Annotated in this window: 25 protein-coding genes; 16 read left to right on the top strand and 9 right to left on the bottom strand. The window is 59.8% G+C overall.

The features are described 5' to 3' along the window. Positions 1–23: 23 nt before the first annotated feature. The 4 genes from AB7933_RS26250 to AB7933_RS26235 all read right to left on the bottom strand — a co-directional run bounded on the left by AB7933_RS26250 (position 24) and on the right by AB7933_RS26235 (position 2,128). A complete protein-coding gene (locus AB7933_RS26250) occupies positions 24–197 on the bottom strand; it encodes a hypothetical protein (protein WP_158244156.1) in 174 nt (57 codons plus the stop codon). 149 nt (positions 198–346) lie between these two features. Next, positions 347–943, bottom strand: coding sequence for a superoxide dismutase [Fe] (sodB, locus tag AB7933_RS26245; protein WP_024077098.1), 597 nt, complete (start codon positions 941–943; stop codon positions 347–349). Between the two features lie 178 nt (positions 944–1,121). Next, positions 1,122–1,721, bottom strand: a complete 600-nt coding sequence (locus tag AB7933_RS26240) for a LysE/ArgO family amino acid transporter (RefSeq protein WP_024077097.1) — start codon at positions 1,719–1,721, stop codon at positions 1,122–1,124. Positions 1,722–1,726: 5 nt separating this feature from the next. Further along, positions 1,727–2,128, bottom strand: coding sequence for an ACT domain-containing protein (locus AB7933_RS26235; protein WP_024077096.1), 402 nt, complete (start codon positions 2,126–2,128; stop codon positions 1,727–1,729). 98 nt (positions 2,129–2,226) lie between these two features. On the opposite strand from AB7933_RS26235, the gene AB7933_RS26230 reads away from it, so the two are divergent. The 10 genes from AB7933_RS26230 (at position 2,227) to AB7933_RS26185 (ending at position 13,536) form a co-directional block, all read left to right on the top strand. Beyond that, a complete protein-coding gene (locus AB7933_RS26230) occupies positions 2,227–3,120 on the top strand; it encodes a LysR family transcriptional regulator ArgP (RefSeq protein WP_024077095.1) in 894 nt (297 codons plus the stop codon). A gap of 52 nt (positions 3,121–3,172) precedes the next feature. Then, positions 3,173–4,171 (top strand): NAD-dependent epimerase/dehydratase family protein, encoded by a 999-nt coding sequence (locus AB7933_RS26225; RefSeq protein ID WP_024077094.1) that lies wholly within the window; start codon positions 3,173–3,175, stop codon positions 4,169–4,171. A 127-nt stretch (positions 4,172–4,298) separates the two neighbouring features. After that, a complete protein-coding gene (locus AB7933_RS26220) occupies positions 4,299–5,144 on the top strand; it encodes an ATPase (RefSeq protein ID WP_024077093.1) in 846 nt (281 codons plus the stop codon). Between the two features lie 368 nt (positions 5,145–5,512). Beyond that, positions 5,513–6,772, top strand: a complete 1,260-nt coding sequence (locus tag AB7933_RS26215; protein WP_024077092.1) for an AGE family epimerase/isomerase — start codon at positions 5,513–5,515, stop codon at positions 6,770–6,772. A gap of 105 nt (positions 6,773–6,877) precedes the next feature. Continuing rightward, positions 6,878–8,164, top strand: coding sequence for an ABC transporter substrate-binding protein (locus AB7933_RS26210; protein ID WP_024077091.1), 1,287 nt, complete (start codon positions 6,878–6,880; stop codon positions 8,162–8,164). 80 nt (positions 8,165–8,244) lie between these two features. Then, entirely contained in the window at positions 8,245–9,153 is a 909-nt protein-coding gene (locus tag AB7933_RS26205; protein WP_024077090.1) for a carbohydrate ABC transporter permease, read from the top strand. Then, complete coding sequence (locus AB7933_RS26200) at positions 9,146–9,991, top strand: carbohydrate ABC transporter permease (RefSeq protein WP_024077089.1); 846 nt, start codon at positions 9,146–9,148, stop codon at positions 9,989–9,991. The genes AB7933_RS26205 and AB7933_RS26200 overlap by 8 nt, the downstream gene beginning before the upstream one ends. A gap of 2 nt (positions 9,992–9,993) precedes the next feature. After that, positions 9,994–11,154, top strand: a complete 1,161-nt coding sequence (locus AB7933_RS26195) for an ABC transporter ATP-binding protein (protein ID WP_024077088.1) — start codon at positions 9,994–9,996, stop codon at positions 11,152–11,154. A gap of 86 nt (positions 11,155–11,240) precedes the next feature. Then, the gene (locus AB7933_RS26190) at positions 11,241–12,587 is read left to right on the top strand and encodes a carbohydrate porin (protein ID WP_024077087.1); all 1,347 of its coding nucleotides are present in this window, start codon (positions 11,241–11,243) and stop codon (positions 12,585–12,587) included. A 103-nt stretch (positions 12,588–12,690) separates the two neighbouring features. Further along, positions 12,691–13,536 (top strand): D-hexose-6-phosphate mutarotase, encoded by an 846-nt coding sequence (locus AB7933_RS26185; RefSeq protein ID WP_024077086.1) that lies wholly within the window; start codon positions 12,691–12,693, stop codon positions 13,534–13,536. A gap of 131 nt (positions 13,537–13,667) precedes the next feature. Here the strand turns inward: AB7933_RS26185 and AB7933_RS26180 are convergent, their stop codons facing one another. Next, positions 13,668–14,528 carry a MurR/RpiR family transcriptional regulator gene (locus AB7933_RS26180; protein WP_172831385.1) on the bottom strand — a complete coding sequence of 287 codons (861 nt, stop codon included), beginning with the start codon at positions 14,526–14,528 and terminating at the stop codon, positions 13,668–13,670. 219 nt (positions 14,529–14,747) lie between these two features. On the opposite strand from AB7933_RS26180, the gene zwf reads away from it, so the two are divergent. Genes zwf through AB7933_RS26165 form a run of 3 tightly spaced genes read left to right on the top strand, consistent with a single transcriptional unit; the run spans position 14,748 to position 17,597 of the window. Beyond that, a complete protein-coding gene (gene zwf, locus AB7933_RS26175; RefSeq protein ID WP_024077084.1) occupies positions 14,748–16,214 on the top strand; it encodes a glucose-6-phosphate dehydrogenase in 1,467 nt (488 codons plus the stop codon). Continuing rightward, positions 16,201–16,914, top strand: a complete 714-nt coding sequence (gene pgl / locus AB7933_RS26170; RefSeq protein ID WP_041161006.1) for a 6-phosphogluconolactonase — start codon at positions 16,201–16,203, stop codon at positions 16,912–16,914. The genes zwf and pgl overlap by 14 nt, the downstream gene beginning before the upstream one ends. Before the next feature lie 17 nt (positions 16,915–16,931). Next, positions 16,932–17,597, top strand: coding sequence for a bifunctional 4-hydroxy-2-oxoglutarate aldolase/2-dehydro-3-deoxy-phosphogluconate aldolase (locus AB7933_RS26165; RefSeq protein ID WP_025858441.1), 666 nt, complete (start codon positions 16,932–16,934; stop codon positions 17,595–17,597). A 106-nt stretch (positions 17,598–17,703) separates the two neighbouring features. Here AB7933_RS26165 and AB7933_RS26160 read toward each other — a convergent pair whose 3' ends face one another. Both AB7933_RS26160 and AB7933_RS26155 read right to left on the bottom strand, forming a co-directional pair. Then, a complete protein-coding gene (locus tag AB7933_RS26160) occupies positions 17,704–18,879 on the bottom strand; it encodes an aminotransferase class V-fold PLP-dependent enzyme (RefSeq protein WP_024077082.1) in 1,176 nt (391 codons plus the stop codon). Positions 18,880–18,890: 11 nt separating this feature from the next. Further along, the gene (locus AB7933_RS26155) at positions 18,891–19,127 is read right to left on the bottom strand and encodes a DUF3820 family protein (RefSeq protein WP_003213031.1); all 237 of its coding nucleotides are present in this window, start codon (positions 19,125–19,127) and stop codon (positions 18,891–18,893) included. A 207-nt stretch (positions 19,128–19,334) separates the two neighbouring features. Between AB7933_RS26155 and AB7933_RS26150 the strand changes: the two genes are divergently transcribed. Then, entirely contained in the window at positions 19,335–19,802 is a 468-nt protein-coding gene (locus AB7933_RS26150; RefSeq protein ID WP_024077081.1) for a ferritin-like domain-containing protein, read from the top strand. A 136-nt stretch (positions 19,803–19,938) separates the two neighbouring features. On the opposite strand, the gene AB7933_RS26145 is transcribed toward AB7933_RS26150, so the two are convergent. Together AB7933_RS26145 and AB7933_RS26140 are read right to left on the bottom strand one after the other, a co-directional pair. After that, on the bottom strand, positions 19,939–20,409 hold the full coding sequence (locus AB7933_RS26145; protein ID WP_024077080.1) for a MaoC family dehydratase: 471 nt from the start codon (positions 20,407–20,409) through the stop codon (positions 19,939–19,941). Positions 20,410–20,466: 57 nt separating this feature from the next. Beyond that, positions 20,467–21,411 (bottom strand): alpha/beta hydrolase, encoded by a 945-nt coding sequence (locus AB7933_RS26140; RefSeq protein WP_024077079.1) that lies wholly within the window; start codon positions 21,409–21,411, stop codon positions 20,467–20,469. Between the two features lie 222 nt (positions 21,412–21,633). Here AB7933_RS26140 and fadD2 point away from each other — a divergent pair, with 222 nt between their 5' ends. Next, positions 21,634–23,322: a long-chain-fatty-acid--CoA ligase FadD2 gene (fadD2, locus tag AB7933_RS26135; RefSeq protein WP_024077078.1), complete on the top strand. Its 1,689-nt coding sequence runs from the start codon at positions 21,634–21,636 to the stop codon at positions 23,320–23,322. A gap of 382 nt (positions 23,323–23,704) precedes the next feature. After that, complete coding sequence (gene fadD1, locus AB7933_RS26130; RefSeq protein ID WP_024077076.1) at positions 23,705–25,396, top strand: long-chain-fatty-acid--CoA ligase FadD1; 1,692 nt, start codon at positions 23,705–23,707, stop codon at positions 25,394–25,396. Positions 25,397–25,490: the final 94 nt, after the last annotated feature.

Raw genomic sequence — 25,490 nt, 5'->3', positions numbered from 1 at the left:
GCCTTTATTATTCGCAGAGTGTCTTAAAAACTAATCGGACCCTGTGGCTGTTGCTCTTCGCCGCCGATCTTCGCGCCGTCGCCGGCTGTGTCCATTGCTTTATTGGCCATGTCCATTGCGTCTTTTGCCAGATCCATCCCCGTCCCCAGAAGGCCCATTATCATTGAGATTGCACCTGCTCCCGATATCGGATCCATCGTCATTCCTCACACTTGATTAAGAGGTTCATTCCTCCTATCGCTTGTGTGGCGAATTCTGTTGTTGGGTTCCCGTGCTTATGGCCTGTCTATCCTGCGCCCGTAAAAAAGCCCGGCAATTGCCGGGCTCTTTCTACTGCAAGGGTTGCTTAGGCAGTGAAGGTCTTGCCTTCGAACTGCTCAGCCACGAACTTCCAGTTGACCAGGTTCCAGAACGCTTCCACATACTTTGGACGGGCGTTGCGGTAGTCGATGTAGTAAGCGTGTTCCCAGACGTCGCAGGTCAGCAGCGGGGTGTCGCCGCTGGTCAGTGGGTTGCCGGCGCCGATGGTGCTGGCCAGGGCCAGGGAACCGTCAGCCTTTTTCACCAGCCAGCCCCAACCGGAACCGAAGGTGCCGACGGACGTCTTGGTGAACTCTTCCTTGAACTTGTCGAACGAACCGAACGAAGCGTTGATCGCTTCAGCCAGTGCGCCGGTCGGTTGGCCACCGGCGTTTGGCGCCAGGCAGTTCCAGTAAAAGGTGTGGTTCCAGACCTGAGCGGCGTTGTTGAAGATACCGCCCGAAGAGGATTTGACGATCTCTTCCAGGGTCTTGCCTTCGAACTCGGTGCCAGGCACCAGGTTGTTCAGGTTCACGACATAGGTGTTGTGGTGCTTGTCGTGGTGATATTCCAAGGTTTCCTTGGAGATGTGCGGCTGCAGGGCATCGTGTGCGTAGGGCAGCGGCGGCAATTCGAAAGCCATGATGATTCTCCTAATCAGGTCAGTTGCGGTGAGCGCAAGGCCGATCACGGGCGGCCAAACAAGCGCCGGGGAGTTTGTACTCTTTGCGGCGCAGGGTCCGGATCATAGCACCGGGGGTACGGCAAAACCACGCAACAACTGTGTGGGATAGAGGTTCCAGAGCGTTTTGGAATATTCGTCATGCAGCAATCAATTGATAAGCGACGCTGAACATCATCGCGGCCACCAGCATGTCCAGCAGGCGCCATGTTGCCGGGCGTGCCAGCCAGGGTGCCAACCAGGCCGCGCCGAGCGCCAGCGTGGCGAACCACAGGAACGAAGCGCTGGCTGCGCCGGCGACGTAGGCGCCGGGTTCGGTCTGCTGCGCGCCGAGCGAGCCAATCAGCAACACCGTGTCCAGGTATACATGGGGATTGAGCAGCGTCACCGCCAGGGCACTGAGCATGACCGCGCGTAATGAACGCACCTTGAGGTTGCCGCCTTGCTCCAGGCTTTGTCTGGAAAACGCCCGGCGCAACGCCAGGGTGCCGTACCACAGCAGGAACGCCGCCCCACCCCAGCGGGCAATTGCCAGCAACAGCGGGTTCTGCGCCAACACCGTCGCCAGGCCGAAAACCCCGGCGGCGACCAGAATCGCGTCGCACACCACACACAATGCCGCCACTGGCAGGTGATGTTCACGGCGCAGGCTCTGCGCCAATACAAATGCGTTTTGCGTGCCGATCGCCATGATCAGGCCCAGGGCCACCAACAGGCCATTCAGATAGCTTTGCCACATAGGGTTTACTCCGCGTTCGCCGCCAAATGCCGTAGTACGTCCATGGCGCGTTCGGCATCCGCATGGCCGACAAACAGGTGATCGTGGTAATACCCGGCAATCACGTTGCAACTGATGCCGGCCTTGCCCAACGCGCCGGCGAAGGCGGCGGTCAGGCCCACCGCCTCCAGGGCCGAATGCACATTCAAGGTGATCCAGGCCGCCACATAGTCGAAGGGCAGCCCGGCCAGTTCGGCTTGCTGGCGTTCCAGGATCAACGTCAGGCCTTGCGGTTCGCGAAAGCTGCCGATGACCTCGCAACCCGCAGGGATACGGTGGTCGGGCAGGGTGCAGAACACATACTCACCCGTGTTCAACTGCGGGCTCATGCTGCGCAGCAGGGTCGCCAGGGCGGTTTCGCCAGCCATGTGAGGTTCCTTTTAAAGAGAGAAGCAATGCTGGCTATTCTCATGGGGCGAGTTGTATAAGAAAAACCAATATTGCTGATCGCTCATTAGAGAAACTGATGTTCGACTATAAATTGCTCTCCGCCCTGGCGGCGGTGGTGGAACAGGCCGGGTTCGAACGCGGCGCACAGGTGCTGGGGCTGTCGCAGTCGGCAATCTCTCAGCGCATCAAATTGCTGGAAGCGCGGGTCGGCCAGCCGGTGCTGGTGCGGGTTACGCCGCCGACACCCACCGATATCGGCCGACGCCTGCTCAACCATGTGCAGCAGGTGCGGTTGCTGGAGCGTGACCTGCAAAGCCAGGTGCCGGCACTGGACGAAGAGGGCATGCCCGAGCGCCTGCGTATCGCCCTGAATGCCGACAGCCTCGCCACTTGGTGGGCCGAGGCCGTCAGCGAGTTTTGCGCCGAGCAGCATTTGTTGTTGGACCTGGTGGTGGAAGACCAGACCGTTGGCCTCAAACGCATGCGCGCCGGCGAAGTGGCGGCTTGCATTTGTGCCAGCGAACGCCCGGTGGCCGGTGCACGCAGCCTGTTGCTGGGGGCCATGCGCTATCGGGCGTTGGCCAGCCCGGCCTTTATTGCCCGGCATTTCCCGGCAGGCGTGCGTGCCGATGAACTGGCGCGCACGCCCGCCTTGGTGTTCGGCCCTGATGATTTCCTGCAACACCGTTACCTGGCCTCTCTTGGAGTAGAAGGCGGTTTTGAACATCATTTATGCCCATCATCCGAAGGCTTCATTCGCTTGACTGAAGCCGGGCTCGGCTGGGGCCTGGTGCCGGAGTTGCAGGTGCGCGACCAGTTGCAAAAGGGCGTGTTGCTTGAGTTATTGCCAGATAAGCCCATCGATGTACCGTTGTACTGGCATCATTGGCGCAGTGGCGGGCAACTGCTGGGCTTATTGACCGACCATCTGGCTCAGGCCTGTGGTCAATGGTTGGTGCCGTTGGAGTGATGGCAGGCGTCAAGGCAGCAGCGATGAAAAACGAAAGAACACGGGGTAATACATGAAAATTCTGGTCACCGGCGCAAGCGGCTTCATCGGCGGGCGCTTTGCGCGTTTCGCCCTGGAGCAGGGCCTGGACGTACGGGTCAACGGGCGGCGCGCCGAAGGTGTGGAACACCTGGTACGGCGCGGCGCCGAGTTTATCCAGGGTGATTTGAATGACGCCGACCTGGTGCGCGACCTGTGCCGCGATGTCGAAGCCGTGGTGCATTGCGCCGGCGCTGTCGGGTTGTGGGGGCGTTATCAGGATTTCCATCAAGGCAATGTGCTGGTGACCGAAAACGTGGTCGAAGCCTGCCTCAAGCAACGGGTCAGGCGCCTGGTGCACCTTTCGTCGCCGTCGATCTACTTCGACGGGCGCGATCACCTCGGGCTGACCGAAGAGCAGGTGCCCAAGCGTTTCAAGCACCCGTACGCCGCCACCAAGTACCTCGCCGAGCAGAAGGTGTTCGGCGCCCAGGAGTTCGGCCTCGAAGTGCTGGCCCTGCGCCCGCGTTTTGTCACCGGCGCCGGCGACATGAGCATCTTCCCGCGCCTGCTGAGAATGCAGCGCAAGAACCGCCTGGCCATCGTCGGCGACGGCCTGAACAAGGTCGACTTCACCAGCGTGCACAACCTCAACGAAGCGCTGCTCAGCGGCTTGCTCGCCACCGGTTCGGCGCTGGGCAAGGCCTATAACATCAGCAACGGTACGCCGGTGCCGGTGTGGGATGTGGTGAACTACGTGATGCGCCAGATGGGGATGCCTCAGGTTACCCGTTACCGGTCGTATGGCTTGTCCTACAGCGTAGCGGCGTTGAACGAGGCGTTTTGTGCGATGTGGCCCGGGCGCCCCGAGCCGGCGTTGTCGCGCCTGGGCATGCAGGTGATGAACAAAAATTTCACCCTCGACATCAGCCGGGCCAGGCATTATCTGGACTACGAGCCCAAGGTCAGCCTGTGGGCGGCCCTCGACGAGTTCTGCAGTTGGTGGAAAGCCCAGGACCCTGACTTGAAGTAAGCTCATAACCAGCAACACATCGGGAACCGAATTCCGGGTTCCGGGTCGATCAGTGCAGCGGGACTGCGGTTTATACTCCCGTCGCTCGGCGTTCCAGGTAGCTCCCTCACCGATTCAAGGTTGATTCATGCGTAACGATGCTAATGACGATTTTGACAATGTTCCCAGCCTGCGGGCCGACATCGGGGATGACGATGATTTCGTGCCGACTCCCGCCACGTCCGTGCGCTCGCGCAGTACCCCCGTGGTCAAGGTCAAGAGCGCCAGCACCGGGCCATTGTGGGCGCTGGTCGGTGCGCTGCTGATCGCCTTTGCCGGCCTGGCCTGGTGGAGCTTCCAGCAGATTTCCCTGATGGGCCAGCAATTGGTCGCCACCCAGGAAAGCTTTGCGCGCATCAGTGAAGAAGCGGCGGGGCGCCTGCAGGATATTTCCGGCAAGGTGGTGGCCAGCGAGGCCAGCGTGAACAACGGCAGCGAAGCGCTGAAACTGCAGATCAAGCAGTTGGAAACCCAGTTGCTGGAGCAGAGCAAGCAGCAAGTGGGCGTGGCCGGCCAGGCCACCGAGTTGGACAAGCGCCTGGCGCAAATGACCGCCAGCACCACCGACCTGTCGACCGCCAACGCCAAGCTGCAAGGCCAGGTGCAGGCCCTGACCGATGCCGTGGCGACCCTCAAGGCGGCGCAGGTCGATGCCAGCAAGCGTGATACCGAGATCAGGGAGCTGGCCGCCGACGTGGCGGCCTTGAAGAAACAGGGCAACCCAAGCGCCGCCGTCGCCCGGCTGGAACAGGATGTCATGGTCCTCAAGAGCGCCCAGGACAACCAGTCAGCCAATAGCGATGCGCCGACCAACAAAGAGTTCGACGTGTTCCGCATCCAGACCACCCGCAATATCACGACCTTACAGAGCCAGGTGCAAAACCTGAATCAGCGCCTCAATGCGCCGGCGGCTGTCACGCCACTCATCCAGTAACACTCGCTCCTGAGTGTGCCTGTGGCGAGGGCTTGCGTGTGGCGAGCGGGCTTGCCCTAATGCCGTTCAGTTAAGGCTTTTTTGTAGGAGCGAGCTTGCTCGCGAAAAACTCACAGGCGCCGCGTTGATTCAGGAAACACGCGTTATCGTTGACGTTTTTCGCGAGCAAGAACTAGGCGTCCCCCTCGCTCCTACAGAAGGCGATGTACGCTTAACTGAACGGCATTAGGGCTTGCCCGCTCCCCATAGCCAACTCAGTGGTGTGAATGTCACCATCCGGTGACATTTCCCATCCCCTTCGTTACTTGCCCTCGTCCCGCCCTTGTTTAGACTCGGGCCCATCCCATAAAAAATAAAAAGGGCTACCCATGACCACGCAACCACTGCCTGCCAGCAGTTGGCTGAACGCACCTGCCCATCACGCCTGGCTCGCCAACGAAGGCCAGCGCCTGCTGTCATTCGCCAAGGCCGCCCGCTTGCCTGAAGGCTTTGGCAACCTGGACGATCAAGGCCAGTTGCCAGCCAATGCCCAGGCCGAAACCATGAACACCGCTCGCATGACCCACAGCTTCGCCATGGCCCACGCCATGGGCGTACCGGGCTATGCCGAGCTGGTCGCACATGGGGTCGCCGCGCTCAGTGGCCCGCTGCGCGATAGCGAACATGGTGGCTGGTTCGCCGCCCCTCGCGCCTTGGATGGCAACACCGGTAAGGCCGCGTACCTGCACGCCTTTGTCGCCCTGGCCGCGAGCTCGGCGGTGGCGGTGGGTGCACCCGGTGCGCAAACCTTGCTGAACGATGCCGTCTCTATCATCGACCAGTTCTTCTGGAGTGAGGAGGAGGGCGTGATGCTCGAATCCTTTGCCCGGGACTGGAGCAGCGTCGAAGCCTATCGCGGCGCCAACAGCAACATGCACGCCACCGAAGCGTTTCTCGCCCTGGCCGATGTCACCGCCGATACCCGCTGGCTGGACCGTGCTTTGCGTATCGTCGAGCGTGTGATCCAGACCCACGCCGCCGGCAACCAATTCATGGTGATCGAGCATTTCGACGCCCAGTGGCAACCCTTGCTCGACTACAACGAAGACAACCCCGCTGACGGATTCCGCCCCTACGGCATCACCCCTGGCCACGGTTTCGAATGGGCTCGCCTGGTGTTGCACCTGGAAGCCGCACGCCTGCAAGCCGGCCTGGCCACGCCGGGCTGGCTGTTGACCGCCGCCAAAGGCCTGTTCGCCAGTGCCTGCGAGTCTGCATGGGCGGTGGATGGTGCCCCCGGCATCGTCTACACCCTGGATTGGAACCACCGCCCGGTAGTGCGCGAGCGCCTGCACTGGACCCACGCCGAAGCCAGCGCCGCCGCCCAGGCTTTGCTCAAGCGTACCGGCGAGTTGCAGTATGAAACCTGGTACCGGTGCTTCTGGGAGTTTTGTGACACCCATTTTATTGATCGAGCCCATGGCAGTTGGCACCACGAACTCAGCCCGCATAACCAGCCCAGCAGTCGGATATGGGGTGGCAAACCGGACCTGTATCACGCCTGGCAAGCGGTAGTGCTGCCTGCACTGCCCTTGTCCCCAAGCATGGCCAGCGCCTTGGCAGAGGGGTGCTATGTCACCAGATGGTGACATTTGTGCATCCCTTTGTTACCTGCGCTTGCAACATCCCTGTTTAAACTCCGTGCAGCGCAAGCTCCAGACTTGCATGCATAACAACAAAAAAAAGGTACTCAGATGAACGCGATTAATCGCCTCGCCATCGCTATTTCCGTCGCCTCGTTGTTTCCCCTCAGTGCTTTTGCCGCCGACTCGAAAGGGACGGTTGAAGTTGTGCATTGGTGGACCTCCGGTGGTGAGAAAGCGGCCGTAGATGTCCTGAAGGCCCAAGTTGAGAAAGATGGTTTCACCTGGAAAGACGGCGCCGTTGCCGGTGGCGGTGGCGCCACAGCCATGACCGTGCTGAAAAGCCGCGCGGTGGCTGGCAACCCGCCAGGTGTTGCCCAGATCAAAGGCCCGGACATCCAGGAATGGGCGTCTACTGGCCTGCTCGATACCGACGTACTCAAAGACGTCGCGAAAGAAGAAAAGTGGGACTCCCTGCTCGACAAGAAAGTCTCCGATACCGTGAAGTTCGACGGTGACTATGTCGCCGTACCGGTCAACATCCACCGCGTGAACTGGCTGTGGATCAACCCGGCCGTCTTCAAGAAAGCCGGTATCACCAAGAACCCGACCACCCTCGAAGAATTCTACGCAGCCGGCGACAAGCTCAAGGCCGCGGGCTTCATCCCGCTCGCCCACGGTGGCCAGCCTTGGCAGGACAGCACCGTGTTCGAAGCCGTCGTCTTATCGGTGATGGGGGCCGATGGCTACAAGAAAGCCCTGGTCGACCTGGATAACGGCGCGCTGACCGGTCCGCAGATGGTCAAGGCCCTGACCGAGCTGAAGAAAGTCGCGACCTATATGGACGTCGACGGCAAAGGCCAGGACTGGAACCTCGAGGCCGGCAAGGTCATCAACGGCAAGGCCGGTATGCAGATCATGGGTGACTGGGCCAAGTCCGAATGGACCGCTGCCAAGAAAGTCGCCGGCAAGGATTACGAGTGCGTAGCCTTCCCAGGCACCGACAAGGCCTTCACCTACAACATCGACTCCCTGGCGGTGTTCAAGCAGAAAGACAAAGGCACTGCCGCTGGCCAGCAGGACATCGCCAAGGTCGTGCTGGGTGAAAACTTCCAGAAGGTGTTCAGCATCAACAAGGGTTCGATCCCGGTTCGTACCGACATGCTCAATGAAATGGACAAGCTCGGCTTCGACTCCTGCGCCCAGACCGCGGCCAAGGACTTCCTGGCCGACGCCAAGACCGGCGGCCTGCAGCCAAGCATGGCGCACAACATGGCCACCACCCTGGCCGTGCAAGGTGCGTTCTTTGATGTCGTGACCAACTACATCAACGACCCGAAAGCCGACCCGGCCGACACCGCCAAGAAACTCGGCGCTGCGATCAAGTCTGCCAAGTAACGGTTGACCTTGTGAGGGGGCCCCCTGACCCCTCACAAGGCCTGTTCCTGTAGTCCTTTTTTCCTGTATTGGATTTCCCCATGAGTTCTGTTGCTGTGTTCAGCAAAGCCTCGCCGTTCGATGCACTGCAGCGCTGGCTCCCCAAACTGGTGCTGGCGCCCAGCATGTTCATCGTGTTGGTGGGCTTCTACGGCTACATCCTGTGGACGTTTGTACTGTCGTTCACGACGTCTACGTTCCTGCCGAGCTACAAATGGGCGGGCCTTGCGCAATACGAGCGGTTGTTCGACAACGATCGCTGGTGGGTCGCGAGCAAGAACCTGGCCCTTTTCGGCGGGATGTTTATCGGTATCACCTTGGTGATCGGCGTGACACTGGCGATTTTCCTCGACCAGAAAATTCGTCGCGAAGGCTTTATCCGCACCATTTACCTGTACCCGATGGCGCTCTCGATGATCGTCACCGGTACGGCGTGGAAATGGCTGCTCAACCCAGGCATGGGCCTGGACAAACTCCTGCGTGACTGGGGCTGGGAAGGCTTCCGTCTCGACTGGCTGATCGACCCGGATCGCGTGGTCTACTGCCTGGTGATCGCCGCAGTGTGGCAAGCCTCTGGCTTTATCATGGCGATGTTCCTGGCCGGCCTGCGTGGCGTGGACCAGTCGATCATCCGTGCCGCGCAGATCGATGGCGCGAGCATGCCGCGCATCTACTGGAGCGTGGTGCTGCCAAGCCTGCGTCCGGTGTTCTTCAGTGCGGTGATGATCCTGGCACACATTGCAATCAAGAGTTTCGACCTGGTGGCAGCGATGACTGCTGGCGGCCCGGGTTACTCCTCCGACCTGCCAGCGATGTTCATGTACTCGTTCACCTTCAGTCGTGGCCAGATGGGCATGGGCTCGGCCAGTGCAATCCTGATGCTCGGTGCGATCCTCGCGATCATCGTGCCGTACCTGTATTCCGAGCTGAGGACCAAGCGTCATGACTAGTCTCGCCTCCAAACCTGCCATCAGCCTGAGTCGCATCGCGATCTATGCGGTGCTGATCCTCGCGGTACTGCTGTACCTGGTACCGCTGGTGGTGATGCTGCTCACCAGCTTCAAGACCCCGGAAGACATCAGTACCGGCAACCTGCTGAGCTGGCCAACCGTGGTCACCGGCATCGGCTGGGTCAAGGCCTGGGCCACCGTCGACGGTTACTTCTGGAACTCGATCAAGATCACCGTGCCGGCCGTGTTGATTTCTACCGCCATCGGCGCGTTGAACGGCTATGTGCTGTCGTTTTGGCGCTTCCGTGGTTCACAGTTGTTCTTCGGTTTGCTGTTGTTCGGCTGCTTCCTGCCGTTCCAGACCGTTTTGCTGCCGGCCTCGTTCACCCTCGGCAAGATGGGGCTGGCCAGCACCACCACCGGCCTGGTGTTTGTGCACGTGGTCTACGGCCTGGCGTTCACCACGCTGTTTTTTCGTAACTACTACGTCAGCATTCCCGATGCGCTGATAAAGGCGGCGCGACTGGACGGTGCAGGATTCTTCACCATCTTCCGTCTGATCATCCTGCCGATGTCGACCCCGATCATCATGGTCTGCCTGATCTGGCAGTTCACCCAGATCTGGAATGACTTCCTGTTCGGCGTGGTGTTCTCCAGCGGCGACTCCCAGCCCATCACGGTGGCGCTGAACAACCTGGTCAACACCAGCACCGGGGCCAAGGAATATAACGTGGATATGGCGGCGGCGATGATCGCCGGGCTGCCGACCCTGCTGGTCTATGTGATCGCAGGCAAGTATTTCGTGCGCGGCCTCACGGCCGGCGCGGTCAAGGGGTAATCATGGCTACGCTTGAACTTCGCAATGTAAACAAGACCTATGGCGCCGGCCTGCCCGACACCTTGAAGAACATCGAACTGTCGATCAAGGAAGGCGAATTCCTGATCCTGGTCGGTCCCTCGGGCTGTGGTAAATCCACGCTGATGAACTGCATCGCGGGCCTGGAGACCATCACCGGCGGCGCAATCATGATCGGTGACCAGGATGTCAGCGGCATGAGCCCCAAGGATCGCGACATCGCCATGGTGTTCCAGTCCTACGCGCTGTACCCGACCATGAGCGTGCGCGAGAACATCGAGTTCGGCCTGAAGATTCGCAAGATGGCCCAGTCCGACATCGACGCCGAAGTGGCCCGTGTGGCCAAGCTGCTGCAGATCGAGCACCTGCTCAACCGCAAGCCGGGCCAATTGTCCGGCGGCCAGCAACAGCGGGTGGCCATGGGCCGTGCCCTGGCGCGTCGCCCGAAGATCTACCTGTTCGACGAACCGCTGTCCAACCTCGACGCCAAGCTACGCGTCGAGATGCGCACCGAAATGAAGCTGATGCACCAGCGCCTGAAAACCACCACGGTCTACGTCACCCACGATCAGATCGAAGCGATGACCCTGGGCGATAAAGTGGCGGTGATGAAGGACGGCATCATCCAACAATTTGGCACGCCGAAAGAAATTTACAACGACCCTGCTAACCTATTTGTGGCAAGCTTTATCGGTTCACCACCAATGAACTTCGTTCCTATGCGCCTAAAACGCAAGGACGGGGGGCTGGTGGCGCTGCTCGACAGCGGCCAGGCGCGTTGTGAATTGCCGCTGGGTATGAACGACGCCGGTCTGGAAGACCGTGATGTGATTCTGGGCCTGCGCCCGGAGCAGATCGTGTTGGCGGCGGGTGAGGGCAATGGTTCATCGAGCATTCGTGCCGAGGTCCAGGTCACCGAGCCGACCGGGCCGGACACACTGGTGTTTGTGCAGCTCAATGACACCAAGGTCTGCTGCCGTTTGGCGCCTGATGTGGCGCCGCAGGTGGGCGAGACCCTGACACTGCAATTCGATCCATCCAAGGTATTGCTGTTCGACGCCAACACTGGCGAGCGCCTCGGCACTGCTTCTTCATTGCCCGCACAGGGGCATGCGGACAATGTGGCCCAATTCAAAGGTCGCTGAAGTAGATAAGTTGTTGTTTTAGATGAAAAAAAGTAACCCGCGTTAGATAAAAACAGTTTAATAACAATAAAGACGAGGATGTAGGGATGAAAAAGCAACACAACAACACTCGGCTGATCTGCCAACTGTCAGCAGCAGCAGCCCTTGTACTGTCCGCCAATGCGATGGCGGCCGATGCATTCAGCGCCGATTCCAAGTGGATGACCGGCGATTGGGGCGGTGAGCGTACCAAGCTGATCGAGCAAGGTATCGACATCAAGGCTGACTACGTAGGGGAAATGGGCGCCAACCTGCACGGCGGCTATAACGACGACAAAACCGGCCGTTACTCCGACCAGTTCGGTCTGGGCGTAGCGCTGGACCTGCAAAAGCTGTGGGGCTGGGATAACACCCAGGCCAAGATCCAGCTGACTAACCGTAATGGCCAGAACATCTCCAACGACCGCATTGGCGACCCGCGTGCCGGCACGCTGAGTTCGTCGATGGAAGTCTACGGTCGCGGCCACATGGTGCGTCTGACCCAGTTCTGGATCCAGCACCAGATGTTCGACAACAAGTTGGACGTGAAGCTGGGTTACTTCGGTGAAGGCGAAGACTTCAACACCTTCCCATGCGACTTCCAGAACCTGTCGTTCTGCGGCTCGCAAGTGGGTAACTATGTAAATACCTGGTACAACTGGCCGGTTGCCCAGGCCGCGATCCGCGTGAAGTACAACATCACGCCTGAGCTGTATGCGCAAATCGGTGCCTACAACCAGAACCCATCGCAACTGGAGCACGGCAACGGCTTCAAGCTCAGCGGCAGCGGCACCAAAGGTACCGTGATTCCGGTGGAATTGGTCTGGTCGCCGAAGGTTAACAACCTGCCGGGCGAATACCGTGTGGGTTACTACAAGAGCGCCGCCGATGCCGCGGACGTACGTGAAGACGTCAACGGCAACGACGCTGCTACCACTGGCGCCGCCTTCCGTACCCGCAGCAGCAAGAAAGGCTACTGGTTCGTTGCCCAACAGCAACTCACCACCCATAACGGCGACGCTTCCCGTGGCTTGAACATCGCAGCCAACGCGACCTTCCACGACAAGGAAACCAACCTGGTCGATAACTACCAGTCGTTGATGCTGGTGTACAAAGGCCCATTCGACGCGCGTCCAAAAGATGACGTCGGCATTGGCGCTGCGCGCCTGCACGTCAACAATGACGTGAAGAAAAACGCCGAACTGCTTAACGTCGCCAATGGTGTGAGTGATTACGACAATCCGCTGTACACGCCTATTCGCGAAACCGAGTACAACTTCGAAATCAACTACGGCTTCCACGTCACCAACTGGCTGACCGTGCGTCCCAACCTGCAATACGTTGTCCAACCGGGCGGCGTGGATAAAGTCGACAACGCGCTGGTGGCTGGCCTGAAAATTCAGTCTACGTTCTAACGCTGTTGCGATAAGCTCCTTCTCTCTGTGCGCATTTTGCGGGTAGCCATGGCTATCCGCTTTTTTTTGGGTGGCACTGTGACGATATTCAGGACCGTGGCACATGCATGAGCATCCGCTCCAACGCTTTTTCAAATCCCTGCGCGAGCGTCCGGTGTTTGCCTGGGAACGCTTCCAGATGCGCGATGTGTTGGTGATCGACCATCCCCTGTGTCAGGCGGTGTTCAGTCGTCAGGGCGCGCAATTGCTGCATTTCCAACCCCGCGGCCAGAAACCCTGGCTGTGGTGCGCGGCCAAGTGGCCGCAGGTCGGCGCCATCCGTGGTGGTGTGCCCGTGTGCTGGCCGTGGTATGGACGCCACCCGAGCGAGAACGCCTGGCCCTCCCATGGCTGGGCGCGGCTGATCGACTGGAAGCTGCTCGACAGCGCCAGCGACGACGACGGCGTACGCCTGCATTGGCAGTTGCAGTTATGCGACTGGCAGGTCGACCTGCATGCGCACCTGGGCGAGGCCCTGGAACTGCGCCTCAGCACCGAGCACCAGGACGAACTGCCGTGCCAACTGAGCCATGCGTTGCATGCCTATTGGCGTATCGGCAACGTCGGTGAGATAGCGCTGTCTGGACTCGATGGGGCCCAAGGCTATGACCAGCTCAACCGCCAGGTTTGCCAGCAGGAAGGTGAACTACGGGTAGATGGCGGATGCCAGCGGGTGTTCCAGCATGAGGGCGAATTGCACCTCAAGGATCACGCCTGGCAGCGCGAGTTGTGCATCGACACCGGTGACAGCGCCGACACCGTCGTATGGCATCCCGGCAGCCGGCCGCTATTGGGCGTCAGTTTCAACGAGGCGTCGGGGTTTGTCTGTGTGGAGTCGGCGATGGCCGGGGCGAGCCTGGCGCCGGGGGAGAGGGCGCATTTGAGTTTGCAGGCCAGGGCTGGCGTTTAGCGGTGTTGCGGGTGGCCTCATCGGGGGCAAGCCCCCTCCCACAATTGACCGGGTTTCAACAGGGGAATGCAGTCGAATGTGGGAGGGGGCTTGCCCCCGATAAGGCCAGTACAGCCAACACAAAGGCAGGCCTAGTTGAACTCATCCCCCACCGGATACCGGCTGTCGTTCAAGCTCTCTTTGATCTTGCGCAAATGCGGCTGGAAATCCACGCCACGGCGCAAGGTCATGCCGGTCGCCAGCACATCCAGTACCGTCAGTTGGATGATCCGCGAGGTCATCGGCATATAGATGTCGGTGTCTTCCGGCAGCGGAATGTTCAGGCTTACCGTACTGGCCTTGGCCAGCGGCGAGTTTTCGGCGGTCACACCCAGCACCGACGCGCCATTTCCCCGGGCGATGCGCGCCACTTCCACCAACTCGCGGGTGCGCCCGGTGTAGGAGATGATCACAAACAGCTCGCCCGTATGCGCCACTGACGCGATCATGCGCTGCATCAGCACGTCGGCGTGGGCGGTCACCGCCAGGTTGAAGCGGAAGAACTTGTGCAGCGCATCCATGGCCACCGGCGCCGACGCGCCGAGGCCGAAGAAGTGGATCTGCCGGGCCTGGATCAGCAAATCCACGGCCTTGCTGATCAAGGCCGGGTCCAGGGCCTGGCAGGCGGCGTCCAGCGAGGCAATCGCGCTGCCAAAGATCTTCTGTGTATAGGCCTCAGGGTTATCATCGGCCTCCACGGCGCGGCTGACGTACGCTGCGCCACTGGCCAGGCTTTGCGCCAACTGCAATTTAAGTTCAGGGTAACCGCTGACGCCGAACGAACGGCAGAAACGGTTGACCGTCGGTTCACTGACCGAGGCGGCTTGGGCGAGGGCTGCGATCGAGAAGCGGGTCGCCTGCTGCGGGTTGAGCAGGATGACCTCGGCGACTTTTTTCTCAGCCTTGTTCAGTTCTTCGAGGCGGTTCCGGATCTGTTCCAGAAGATTTCGCACGCGGTCCATTCAGTCTTTCCTTCGGGCGACGATGCAAATAAAGGGCGGCAACTCACCGACGAGTAGCCCTTTGCGGTGGCCTATCCTACTGAGGGTAGCTGAACACCACCACTCGGAATGCGTATTTCGGGAAAATGTTGTGGTTATTACTACATTTTTCCTTGAGTGATGCCTTGAAAAAAGGTATTTGTAGCTTAACTTGATAAAAGAACAAACATCATGCCTTCGATAACCGTAGAACCCTGCACCTTTGCCCTGTTTGGCGCCTTGGGTGATCTGGCGCTGCGCAAGTTATTTCCTGCCCTCTATCAACTCGATGGCGCCGGGCTGCTGCACGACAACACGCGCATCCTGGCCCTGGCCCGTGAAGCCGGTTCCGAGCAACAGCACCTGGCCCATATCGAAAAAGAACTGCGCAAGTACGTCGGCAAGGAACTGGACGAGAGCGTCGCCCAGCGTTTCCTCGCGCGGTTGACCTATGTTCACGTCGACTTCATGAAAGCCGACGATTACGTGGCCCTGGCTGAAATCGCCGGCACCGAGCAACGCCTGATTGCCTACTTTGCCACGCCGGCTGCAGTGTACGGCGCGATTTGCGAGAACCTGTCCAAGGTCGGCCTGGCGGAAAATACCCGGGTGGTGCTGGAAAAACCCATCGGTTCGGACCTGGAATCCTCGCGTAAGGTCAACGACGCCGTGGCGCAGTTTTTCCCGGAAAACCGCACCTACCGTATCGATCACTACCTGGGCAAGGAAACTGTCCAGAACCTGATCGCCCTGCGTTTCGCCAACAGCCTGTTCGAAACCCAGTGGAACCAGAACTACATTTCCCACGTGGAAATCACCGTGGCCGAGCAGGTCGGGATCGAAGGCCGTTGGGGTTACTTCGACAAGGCCGGCCAACTGCGCGACATGATCCAGAACCACCTGTTGCAGCTGCTGTGCCTGATTGCCATGGACCCGCCCGCCGACCTGTCCGCCGACAGTATCCGCGACGAGAAGGTCAAGGTGCTCAAGGCGCTGGCACCGATCAGCCCGGATGGCCTGACTACCCAGGTGGTCCGCGGCCAGTACATCGCTGGCTACAGCGCTGGCAAGCCGGTGCCGGGTTACCTGGAAGAAGAGAACTCCAACACCCAGAGCGACACCGAGACCTTCGTTGCCCTGCGCGCCGATATCCGTAACTGGCGGTGGGCCGGGGTGCCGTTCTACCTGCGTACCGGCAAGCGCATGCCGCAAAAGCTGTCGCAGATCGTGATCCACTTCAAGGAACCGTCCCACTATATCTTCGCCCCTGAGCAGCGCCTGCAGATCAGCAACAAGCTGATCATTCGCCTGCAACCGGACGAAGGGATCTCCTTGCGGGTGATGACCAAGGAGCAGGGCCTGGACAAGGGCATGCAACTGCGCAGCGGTCCGCTGCAACTGAATTTTTCCGACACTTACCGCAGCGCCCGTATCCCGGATGCCTACGAGCGGTTGTTACTGGAAGTGATGCGCGGCAATCAGAACCTGTTTGTTCGCAAAGATGAAATCGAAGCCGCGTGGAAGTGGTGTGACCAGTTGATCGCCGGGTGGAAGAAGTCCGGCGATGCGCCCAAGCCGTACGCGGCGGGGTCCTGGGGGCCGATGAGCTCGATTGCACTGATCACGCGGGATGGGAGGTCATGGTATGGCGATATCTGAATTGAAACTGCCTCAGGGCGTCACTGCCCATGAGTACCGTACGCCCGCGCTGCTGGCGGACGGCCTGGCCAATGACGTGGCCGAACAACTGCGCGCGGCCATCAGTGCCCGTGGCGAAGCGACCCTGGTGGTGTCCGGTGGCCGTAGCCCCGTGGCGTTTTTCCAGAACCTGGCCAAGCAGGGCCTGGACTGGTCCAAGGTCACCATCACCCTGGCCGACGAGCGTTGGGTGCCGGTGGAACATGCCGACAGCAATGCCGGTTTGTTGAAGCAGTACCTGTTGCAAGGCCCGGCAGCCAAGGCCAAGTTCCTCAGCTTGTACAGCGCCGCCGCCAACCTTGAAGACGCTGCCCGGCAGGCCGATCGCCTGCTGGCCGAACTGCCAGCCATTGATGTGCTGGTATTGGGCATGGGTGATGACGGCCACACCGCATCGCTGTTTCCCAACAGCCCGAACCTGAGCGAAGCCCTGCAGGCCGACGGTACCCGCCGTTGCTGGCCGATGCTGGCGCCGACCGTGCCGCACCAGCGCCTGACCATGAGTCGCGCGCTGCTGGCCACGGCCAACTACACCGTGCTGTCGATCTCCGGCAGTTCGAAATTGACCACCTTGAGCGCCGCGCTGGCCAGTGACGACGTTGCTGCCATGCCGATTCGCGCGTTTTTGCAACCTACTTTAGAGATTTACTGGTGCCCATGAGCCAAGGATCAGCCGCTATGAAAAGCCCTCAACCGACCGTGTCCATGGCGGATAAAGTTGCCCTGATCGACAGCCTCTGCGCCAAGGCGCGGATCCTGCCCGTGATTACCATTGCCCGTGAACAGGACATCCTGCCCCTGGCCGATGCCCTGGCCGCCGGTGGTTTGACCGCATTGGAAGTAACCCTGCGTTCGGAGTTCGGCCTCAAGGCCATCCAGGTCCTGCGCGAGCAGCGCCCTGAGCTGTGCACCGGCGCCGGCACCGTACTCGACCGCCACATGCTTGAAGCGGCCGAAGTGGCAGGCTCGCAATTTATCGTCACCCCTGGCATTACCCGCGACCTGCTGGAAGCCTCGGTGCACAGCCCGATTCCGCTGCTGCCCGGCATCAGCAATGCCTCGGGCATCATGGAAGGCTATGGCCTGGGCTATCGTCGCTTCAAGCTGTTCCCGGCCGAAGTCAGTGGCGGTGTAGCGGCCATCAAGGCCCTGGGCGGCCCGTTCGGCGAAGTGAAATTCTGCCCGACCGGCGGGGTTGGCCCGGCCAACATCAAGAACTACATGGCGTTGAAAAACGTGATGTGCGTGGGCGGTAGCTGGATGCTTGACCCGGAGTGGGTCAAGAACGGCGACTGGGCGCGTATCCAGGAAGTCACCGCCGAGGCGCTGGCGCTGCTGGACTGATCTGATTTACCGAATCGTTGTTGCTGTGCTTGACGGCATTTTTGCGGTGCACTTGGTCGGTGTACCGCTTTTTTTTGCCTGCAAAAAACTGAGCCCTCTCCCACGTTTAATCGCTGCTTAGCTCGGTAATGGCGTTGACCAGCACATCGATGTCCGCCGCTGACGTCAGCAACCCTGGCGTCACCCGAATGCAGGTACCGAACGACGCTCCGACACGCGTGGTGGTAAACAGGTTGAAGTCCTTGAGCAACCGGTCCGCCATTACCTGCTGATCCCGGCCAATGAACTTGAATGCCGTAATCCCGCAATACAGCCGTGGATCGTCCGGCGTCAGTACCTCGATGCCCGGCAACGGCCGTACCCGGCTCACCCACAAATCCCTCAGGTAATTGACCCGGGCGCCCTTGGCTTTCGCGCCGCCCATTGCGCGATGCTCTTCAAACACCAGGGGTAAGGTCATCAGTGCCGGAAAGTTTGGCGTGCTGTACGACGTACGTGCACGAACGTCGGTGGCGGGGTAGTGGAACTCGCCCATGTCCGGATCTATGTCAGCCAGGCGTTCGGGGGCGATATAGAGAAACCCCAGGGTCAGCGGCGCGCCGATCCATTTGTGCAGGTTGAAACCGGCGAACTGAATGCCCAGCTCGACGAGGTTGAACTCGATCTGGCCCAGTGCATGAGCGCCGTCGAGGATCACGTCGATGTCATGCTCACGTGCAGCCCTGGCGATGGCCTCGACAGGCATCACCAGGCCGGTGCGATGGGTCACGTGGGTCAGCGCCATCAGCTTGAGGCGCGGGTAGCGCTCGAACGCATCACGATAGGTCTGCACCAAGCTGTCGAAACTGGCCGGATGAGCGTGGGACATTTCGATCACCTCCACCCCTCTGTAGCCGGCCAGCCAGCGCATGGCGCCTTTCACTGTGTCGTACTCCAGATCGCTGATCAGCACCTGATCGCCCGGTTGCAGGCGGTTGTAGTTGCGGATCAACGACTGCAACGCTTCGGTGGCATTGCGGGTGAATGTGACGGCTTCGGGGTCGGCATCGATCAGCTCGGCCAGTTGGCGGCGGATCGTCTCGTTCTCGCCCTGCTCGAAACGCTGGCGCACATGCACTGCGTTACTGCGGTTGATAAACGCCACGTGCTCCAGGTACTGCGCTTGCACCGCGTGGCTCATGCGCCCGAAGTAGCCGTTTTCCAGGTTGATCGGGCCTGGCTCCAGGGCATAGCGCTGGGCGATGGCCAGCCAGTGGGTTTCGTTATCTGCATTCCATGGCATGGCATAGGTTCCTAATGACGAGGGGCGGGTTTGCCGTGTTTGGCGCGCAGCGGTTCCAGCAGTTCGGACAAGCCGTTGTGGTCGATCTCCTGCATCAGGGCCAGCAGGCCGCCGAGTTCGCCGTGGGGGAAACCTTCACGGGCAAACCAGTTCAGGTACGGGCCGGGCAGGTCCGCGATGATGCGTCCCTTGTACTTGCCGAAGGGCATTTCGCGGGTGATCAGCAGTTCGAGTTTTTCGGGGTTCATGAAGGCTCAGGCGTTTGCGTCGAGACCTTGGAAAATACAGGCATTCTGCATGAAGGCCAAATGACAGATCATGCAAATAACGTACATACAGATGGTTCAAATATTTTTAAGTTGTTGAAAATAAACATAAAAGTATTTTCTAAAAAACTGGCACGGGCGCTGCAATCACTAAGGCAACCCTTCTTCACCTGCCTAAGGAATTGAAAAATGACCGACATCAACAAAGAATCCATCTCCGTACTCAACGACCTGATCGAGACCAGCATCGACGGCCAGAAAGGCTTCAAGGAATGCGCTGAAGATATCAAGCACCCAGAACTCAAGGCTCTGTTTGCCAAGCGCTCCGCTGACTGCGCCACTGCCGCCGCCGAACTGAAGACGGCCGTGCGTGCCCTGGGCGGTGACCCAGAAGATTCCGGTAGCGTAGCCGGTGCCCTGCACCGTGGCTGGGTCGACGTGAAGTCGATGGTTACCGGTAAAGATGAAGAGGCTGTGCTGAACGAAGCCGAGCGCGGTGAAGACCACGCGTTGAAGGCTTACAAAGAAGCCATCGAGAAGATCAACAAGCACAACTTGCTGGGCATTCGTGACTTGGTTGAACGTCAGTTCCACGGCGTGCAACGTAACCACGACCAGGTGAAAGCCCTGCGTAACCAGGCTCGCGCTCAGTCGTAAGCCCTGCGCTGTAACAATTGTGGGAGGGGGCTTGCCCCCGATAGCGGAAGATCAGTCGATATTTCAATGACTGATCCTCCACTATCGGGAGCAAGCCCTCTCCCACATTTGCATTGTGCTGACTCTGAAATGGCTATCAGCCGATGCTGATCGGCGGCAGTTCGGTCAAGGTGACTACCTGCTGCTTGCGCGGTGCGAGGATTTCGGCTTCGCCATCCACCACCAGCTCATCACGCTGGTTGAACACACGGGTGGCAATGCGTACGCGGAACTTAGGCAGCTTCTCGAGGATTTCCAGACGCACGGTCAGGGTATCGCCGATTTTCACCGGCTTCTGGAAGGTCATCTGCTGGCCGATATAGATCGTGCCCGGCCCAGGCAGCTCGCAGGCCACCGCCGCACTGATCAGCGCTCCGCTGAACATGCCGTGAGCGATACGCTCCTTGAACATGGTCGCCTTGGCGTATTCGGCATCCAGGTGCACCGGGTTGTGGTCGCCCGACATCGCGGCGAACAGTTGGATGTCGCGCTCTTCGACGGTCTTGCTGTAGCTGGCGGTCTGGCCAACTTCGAGGGCTTCGTACGGGGTGTTGGTTACCTGGGTCATCTAAAGGTGCATCCTGTGGCTAATCGATAATTTAAACGGATGATTTTAAAGGAAAAATTATTCGCAGCGGGCTGGCCTGCGCAAACTCAAGGCCTGGTCGAGCCACGTCAGCACATCCGCTGTGACTTCGTCGCGATTGGTTTCGTTGAACACTTCGTGACGCGCCTGTGGGTAGATAGTCAGTTGCAGGTTCCGGCAGCCGGCCTCGCGCAATGCGTTGGCCAGGCTTTTGAGACGCTTGCCTTCACTCACCGGATCACATTCGCCGCCCATCACCAGGATCGGCAGGCCGGGATCGATCTGCGCGAGATTGGACGCTTTGCTGATTTGCTGCAAGCCACCCAGCAGGTCGATCCACAGTTGGTTGGTGCAGCGGAAACCACAGAGCGGGTCATGGATGTACTTGTCGACCTCAACCGGGTCGCGACTGAGCCAGTCGAAACCGGTGCGATTGGGTTTGAACGCCTTGTTGAACGATCCGAATGACAGGAATTCAATCAATGCACTGCGCCCGCGCGGGCCCTGGCGCAGGCGTTCGGCGCGGGCGATGATTCGCGCTGCGCGATACAGCGCCACCGGCTGGAAATTCGAACCGCTGAGGATCGCACCGTCCAGGCTGGCGCTGTGGTGCAGCAGGTAGGCCTGGGCGATGTAGCTGCCCATGCTGTGCCCCAGCAAAATGATCGGAAGGCCCGGCTGGTGCTGGCCGATATGCTGATTGAGACTGGCCAGGTCACCCACCACCTTGTTCCAGCCGTCCTGCTCGGCGAACAACCCTAGCGTACCTTCGTCAGCGGTGCGGCCATGGCCGCGCTGGTCCAGCGCATACAGGCCGTAGCCGGCGCCGCACAAGGCCTGGGCCAGGCGCGCGTAGCGACCACTGTGCTCGGCCATGCCATGGGACAGCATCACCAGGGCCTTGGGCGTGCCGTCGGGCAGCCACTGGTTGACGTACAGGCGGCTGCGGTCATTCGCGGTCAGCCAGAAGGTGGTGTGGTTCATGGCGGTTCCTTTGCTCAGGGTCGTTGCAGTGTATAGCTCATCCCGAGGGTTGCGGCTGATCTGTGCAAGCCCTTGTAGGAAGATTCACGCAATTAATGAAGCTCAGTTCTGTATTTGCCTGTTTGGCCATTACTGCTAACGTCCCCAAAGCTCCGCTTTCTATAGCAGCACGCTTTTTATAGCTGCAGCGGCCGGACACACTCAGGTAAGAGGACAAGAATAATGCAACCTGATTTCTGGAATGACAAACGCGCGGCGGGTGTCCCCAATGACATCGACCTCACCAGCTACAAGTCGGTGATCGAAGTCTTCGAGCGTTCCTGCAAGGCTTTTGCCGACCGTCCGGCGTTCAGCAACATGGGGATCACGCTGACCTACGCCGAACTTGAACGCCAGAGCGCGGCGTTCGCCGGCTACCTGCAACAGCACACAGACCTCAAGCCCGGCGATCGCATCGCGGTGCAGATGCCCAACGTGCTGCACTACCCGGTTGCGGTGTTCGGTGCGCTGCGCGCCGGGCTGATTGTGGTCAACACCAACCCGTTGTACACCCCGCGCGAGATGCGCCACCAGTTCAAGGACGCCGGCATTCGTGCCCTGGTCTACCTCAATCTGTTCGGGGCGCGGGTGCAGGAGGTCTGCACTGATACCGAGATCGACTACCTGATCGAAGCCAGGATGGGCGACTTCATGCCCGCCGCCAAGGGCTGGTTGGTCAACACCGTAGTCGACAAAGTGAAGAAGATGGTGCCGGCCTATCACCTGCCGCGTGCGGTGTCGTTCAAGCGCGCGTTGCGCATGGGCGCGGGGCAGGGTCTGATCCGCCATCCGGTGAGCCTCGACGATATCGCCGTGCTGCAATACACCGGCGGCACCACCGGCCTGGCCAAGGGCGCGATGCTCACCCATGGCAACCTGGTGGCCAATATGCAGCAGGTGCGCGCGTGCATGTCGCAGATTGGCGAAGATGGCCATCCGCTGATCAAGGAAGGGCAGGAGGTGATGATCGCGCCGCTGCCGCTGTACCACATCTATGCGTTCACCGCGAATTGCATGTGCATGATGGTCTCCGGCAACCACAACGTGCTGATCACCAACCCGCGCGACATCGGCGGCTTTATCAAGGAACTGAAGAACTGGCGCTTTACCGGGTTGCTGGGGCTCAACACGCTGTTCGTGGCACTGATGGACCATCCGGACTTCAAGAGCCTGGATTTCTCCCACCTCAAGCTCACCAACTCCGGCGGTACCGCGCTGATCAAGGCCACGGCCGAACGCTGGCAGCAGATCACGGGCTGTACAATCGGCGAGGGCTATGGCCTGACTGAAACCTCCCCCGTTGCCAGTACCAACCCCTATGGCAAGCAGTCTCGTCTGGGCACCGTAGGTATCCCGGTGCCGGCCACGGCGATGAAGGTGATTGATGAAGAGGGCGTCGAGTTGCCCCTGGGCGAGCGCGGCGAGCTATGTATCAAAGGTCCGCAAGTGATGAAGGGCTACTGGCAGCAACCGGTCGCCACCGCCGAGACCCTGGACGCCGAGGGTTGGCTCAAGACCGGCGACATTGCGGTGATCGACGCCGATGGTTTCATCCGCATTGTGGATCGCAAGAAGGACCTGATCATTGTCTCGGGTTTCAACGTGTATCCGAACGAAATCGAAGACGTGGTGATGGCCCACCCGGCGGTGGCCAACTGCGCGGTGATCGGCGTGCCGGACGATCGCACGGGGGAGGCGGTGAAACTGTTCGTGGTGGCGCGGGCCGAGGGCGTGAGCCTTGAAGAGTTGAAGAGCTACTGCAAGACCAACTTCACGGGGTACAAGGTGCCCAAGCATATTGTGCTGCGCGAGTCGTTGCCGATGACACCGGTGGGCAAGATTTTGCGGCGTGAGTTGCGCGATATCGCCTGATTGGAATTGGGCTCGACAATGTGGGAGGGGGCTTGCCCCGATGGCGATGTATCAGTCACCAAATGTGTTGGCTGAACCATTGCTATCGGGGGCAAGCCCCCTCCCACATTGCTGTTTATCGCCTTGAAGGGCCTATTCCAGAGCCTTTTGCTGGGTGATTTCACCCTTGTTTAGAGTGTGACCAAATATTGTAGGACAGTCATGATTATGACTGTAGGGCCCTCTTTTGGATCTAGTCGGCCCTTGGCAAAGCTGCTACTCTCGGCGCGCTTTGTGACCTCTCGGCCTGCTTGAACGCGCCAGACTCACCTAAAAAAACATACACCAATAATAATCGCATCAAATGCGATGATGAATTCGCGTCGCTGAGGAGTGGGCTTCCATGAACGTAGACTTTTGGAAGGATAAGTACCCCGCCGGGATTGCTGCAGACATCAATCCAGACGAGTATCCAAATATTCAGGCGGTACTGAAACAGTCCTGCCAGCGCTTCGCCAACAAACCGGCTTTCAGCAACCTGGGCAAGACAATCACCTACGGTGAATTGTACGAATTGTCCGGCGCGTTCGCCGCGTACCTGCAACAGCATACCGACTTGAAGCCCGGCGATCGTATCGCCGTGCAACTGCCCAACGTCCTGCAATACCCGGTCGCCGTATTCGGCGCTATCCGTGCCGGCCTGATCGTGGTCAACACCAACCCGCTGTACACCGCGCGGGAAATGGAACACCAATTCAACGATTCCGGCGCCAAGGCCCTGGTGTGCCTGGCCAATATGGCTCACCTGGCGGAAAAGGTCGTGCCCAAGACCGCCGTCAAGCATGTGATCGTCACCGAGGTTGCCGACCTGTTGTCGCCGTTCAAGCGCCTGCTGATCAACAGCGTCATCAAGTACGTGAAGAAAATGGTCCCGGCCTATCACTTGCCCAAGGCGATCAAGTTCAACGAGGTGCTCGCCAAGGGCCACGGCCAACCGGTCAACGATGCCAGCCCGGCCAGCAGCGATGTGGCCGTGCTGCAATACACTGGCGGTACCACCGGCGTGGCCAAGGGCGCGATGCTTACCCACCGCAACCTGGTGGCCAACATGCTGCAGTGCAAGGCGCTGATGGGGTCGAACCTCAATGAAGGGTGCGAGATTCTCATCACCCCGCTGCCGCTGTACCACATCTACGCGTTCACCTTTCATTGCATGGCGATGATGCTGATCGGCAACCACAACATCCTGATCAGCAACCCGCGCGACCTGCCGGCGATGGTCAAGGAACTGTCGAAGTGGAAGTTCAGCGGCTTTGTCGGCTTGAACACGTTGTTCGTGGCGCTGTGCAACAACGAAGGTTTCCGCAAGCTGGACTTCTCTGCACTGAAAGTCACCCTGTCGGGTGGCATGGCCCTGCAACTGGCGGCGGCCGAGCGTTGGAAGGCCGTGACCGGCTGCAACATCTGCGAAGGCTACGGCATGACCGAGACCAGCCCGGTGGCGACGGTCAACCCGATCCAGAACATCCAGATTGGCACTATCGGCATTCCGGTGCCGTCGACCCTGTGCAAAGTCATCACCGATGACGGCGTCGAGTTGGCCCTCGGTGAAGTCGGCGAACTGTGCGTCAAGGGCCCGCAGGTGATGAAGGGCTACTGGCAGCGCGAAGACGCCACCGCGGAGATTCTCGACAGCGAAGGCTGGCTGAAGACCGGTGACATCGCGATCATCCAGCCGGACGGCTACATGCGCATTGTCGACCGCAAGAAGGACATGATTCTGGTCTCCGGTTTCAACGTCTACCCCAATGAACTCGAAGACGTGCTGGCGACCCTGCCGGGCGTGCTGCAATGCGCGGCCATCGGCGTGCCGGACGAAAAATCCGGGGAGCACATCAAGATCTTCATCGTGGTCAAGCCGGGGGCGACCCTGACCAAGGACCAGGTGATGGAGCACATGCGCGCCAATGTCACCGGCTACAAGGTGCCCAAGGCCGTGGAGTTCCGCGATGCGTTGCCGACCACCAACGTGGGCAAGATCCTGCGTCGTGAGTTGCGCGATGAAGAGCTGAAGAAACTCGGTCTTAAAAAGTAACGTAACCCAAATGTGGGAGAGGGCTTGCCCCCGATGGCGGTGTGAAGTCAACAGATTCAGTGACTGACACTCTGCTATCGCGGGCAAGCCCCCT

This window comes from Pseudomonas gorinensis, assembly GCF_042015035.1.
Classification (GTDB): domain Bacteria; phylum Pseudomonadota; class Gammaproteobacteria; order Pseudomonadales; family Pseudomonadaceae; genus Aquipseudomonas; species Aquipseudomonas gorinensis.
The sequence above is the reverse complement of the archived record's forward strand: the minus strand, read 5'-3'. Positions and strand labels throughout refer to the sequence as shown.

Coding starts and splice junctions, on each gene's coding strand:
- zwf (WP_024077084.1), top strand. CDS start 14,748: ATGCCTTCGATAACCGTAGAACCCTGCACCTTTGCCCTGTTTGGCGCC.
- fadD2 (WP_024077078.1), top strand. CDS start 21,634: ATGCAACCTGATTTCTGGAATGACAAACGCGCGGCGGGTGTCCCCAAT.
- pgl (WP_041161006.1), top strand. CDS start 16,201: ATGGCGATATCTGAATTGAAACTGCCTCAGGGCGTCACTGCCCATGAG.
- AB7933_RS26155 (WP_003213031.1), bottom strand. CDS start 19,127: ATGAACCCCGAAAAACTCGAACTGCTGATCACCCGCGAAATGCCCTTC.
- AB7933_RS26200 (WP_024077089.1), top strand. CDS start 9,146: ATGACTAGTCTCGCCTCCAAACCTGCCATCAGCCTGAGTCGCATCGCG.
- AB7933_RS26195 (WP_024077088.1), top strand. CDS start 9,994: ATGGCTACGCTTGAACTTCGCAATGTAAACAAGACCTATGGCGCCGGC.
- AB7933_RS26190 (WP_024077087.1), top strand. CDS start 11,241: ATGAAAAAGCAACACAACAACACTCGGCTGATCTGCCAACTGTCAGCA.
- AB7933_RS26220 (WP_024077093.1), top strand. CDS start 4,299: ATGCGTAACGATGCTAATGACGATTTTGACAATGTTCCCAGCCTGCGG.
- AB7933_RS26235 (WP_024077096.1), bottom strand. CDS start 2,128: ATGGCTGGCGAAACCGCCCTGGCGACCCTGCTGCGCAGCATGAGCCCG.
- AB7933_RS26240 (WP_024077097.1), bottom strand. CDS start 1,721: ATGTGGCAAAGCTATCTGAATGGCCTGTTGGTGGCCCTGGGCCTGATC.
- AB7933_RS26215 (WP_024077092.1), top strand. CDS start 5,513: ATGACCACGCAACCACTGCCTGCCAGCAGTTGGCTGAACGCACCTGCC.
- AB7933_RS26205 (WP_024077090.1), top strand. CDS start 8,245: ATGAGTTCTGTTGCTGTGTTCAGCAAAGCCTCGCCGTTCGATGCACTG.
- fadD1 (WP_024077076.1), top strand. CDS start 23,705: ATGAACGTAGACTTTTGGAAGGATAAGTACCCCGCCGGGATTGCTGCA.
- AB7933_RS26140 (WP_024077079.1), bottom strand. CDS start 21,411: ATGAACCACACCACCTTCTGGCTGACCGCGAATGACCGCAGCCGCCTG.
- AB7933_RS26230 (WP_024077095.1), top strand. CDS start 2,227: ATGTTCGACTATAAATTGCTCTCCGCCCTGGCGGCGGTGGTGGAACAG.
- AB7933_RS26250 (WP_158244156.1), bottom strand. CDS start 197: ATGGATCCGATATCGGGAGCAGGTGCAATCTCAATGATAATGGGCCTT.
- AB7933_RS26210 (WP_024077091.1), top strand. CDS start 6,878: ATGAACGCGATTAATCGCCTCGCCATCGCTATTTCCGTCGCCTCGTTG.
- AB7933_RS26145 (WP_024077080.1), bottom strand. CDS start 20,409: ATGACCCAGGTAACCAACACCCCGTACGAAGCCCTCGAAGTTGGCCAG.
- AB7933_RS26165 (WP_025858441.1), top strand. CDS start 16,932: ATGAAAAGCCCTCAACCGACCGTGTCCATGGCGGATAAAGTTGCCCTG.
- sodB (WP_024077098.1), bottom strand. CDS start 943: ATGGCTTTCGAATTGCCGCCGCTGCCCTACGCACACGATGCCCTGCAG.
- AB7933_RS26185 (WP_024077086.1), top strand. CDS start 12,691: ATGCATGAGCATCCGCTCCAACGCTTTTTCAAATCCCTGCGCGAGCGT.
- AB7933_RS26160 (WP_024077082.1), bottom strand. CDS start 18,879: ATGCCATGGAATGCAGATAACGAAACCCACTGGCTGGCCATCGCCCAG.
- AB7933_RS26225 (WP_024077094.1), top strand. CDS start 3,173: ATGAAAATTCTGGTCACCGGCGCAAGCGGCTTCATCGGCGGGCGCTTT.
- AB7933_RS26150 (WP_024077081.1), top strand. CDS start 19,335: ATGACCGACATCAACAAAGAATCCATCTCCGTACTCAACGACCTGATC.